Below are 1,161 nucleotides of genomic sequence, written 5' to 3'. Positions count from 1 at the left end.
AGACACTGTTGACAGGTGTCTCGGGACATTGTTGCATTTCGGCGGGTTTCTGGGTGGTTGTTGTGGCTCCCGGCTGGTGATGGTGGCGCCGTTCTCGCCGCGGGTCAAGGCCAAGCCCTCGCGGGTGGCCTGCGGCCAGTCTTGACGCGCGGTTGCGGGCGGCGCGGTTGGCGGTTATCGGGAGCCGGTGTGGGTGGTTCGAGGCCTGCCTTTCGGGGGGGCCAGGTGGGGGTGCCTGCGGCGCGGTGCCGGGATTGCTCTCGGTCCGTTTCCGTAGTCCGCCCGTGCCCGGCGTGCCAGTTTTCCAGCACCGGGCCCTCCACGTGTCTCTAGGCGCTGGGCTGATCGTCGGTGGTCCATGGGGTGGGGATCCGCGTGCCGCGGTAGCGGTAACGGGTGACCGCGACGCTGGATGCGCCGCAGAAGGCCACCCCATTGTGGGCGTAGCGCCAGTTCTGATCGCAGAATCGGCGGCGGACTTCGCGCCATGAGGTCCGAGGCGACGAAGGTCTTTCACCCCATCCGGAACAACAGCGCCCCTCGGGGCACCACCAGCCATCGGACAGTCCCGTATTGTGTCGCGGGTGTCCGAACACCCAGCGGCTACGCATTACTCGTCGACAGTGCCTCGGAAGCGGCTTGCGGCGGGTGCGCTGCTCGTCGATGCAGAAGATCGAGTGCTCATCGTGGACCCGACATATAAGGACTACTGGGAGATCCCGGGCGGTGCTGTCGAAGCTGACGAGTCCCCGTATGAGGCTGTACACCGGGAGTTGGAGGAGGAGCTCGGTCTGTCTCGACGCTTGGGCGGCCTTCTGGTTGTCGACTGGGTGCCTTCTCAAGGCGCACGGACGGAAGGCCTTATGCTCGTCTTCGACGGTGGACTGATGCCACCGGACATGGCTTCGGGGATTACAGTGCGGGAGGATGAGCTGCGTGGATGGGCGTTTTGCTCGCTCCAGGAGGCCTCGGAAAGGTTGTCCCCCCTTCTGACTCGTCGAATCGCGGCTTCGCTGGACGCTCGTGCCAAAGGAACAGTGGCGTACTTGGAGAACGGCCATCCAGTCGCATGGTCGGCCTCGAGCTCGAGCATCTGAGGACTTGTTGGTACCTCCCGCCAGGTTCCGCTGCATCGGACGAGGCGGCACGTCACATCGTGCG

General features: G+C 65.1%; 1 protein-coding gene. It reads left to right on the top strand.

Annotated elements, in window-relative coordinates; translation table 11 throughout:
- Positions 1 to 575: 575 nt before the first annotated feature.
- Entirely contained in the window at positions 576 to 1,097 is a 522-nt protein-coding gene (locus ELR45_RS42575) for an NUDIX domain-containing protein (RefSeq protein ID WP_420813838.1), read from the top strand.
- Positions 1,098 to 1,161: the final 64 nt, after the last annotated feature.

The organism is Phytoactinopolyspora endophytica (assembly GCF_004138495.1).
In the GTDB taxonomy this organism is placed as follows: domain Bacteria; phylum Actinomycetota; class Actinomycetes; order Jiangellales; family Jiangellaceae; genus Phytoactinopolyspora; species Phytoactinopolyspora endophytica.
The sequence above is the reverse complement of the archived record's forward strand: the minus strand, read 5'-3'. Positions and strand labels throughout refer to the sequence as shown.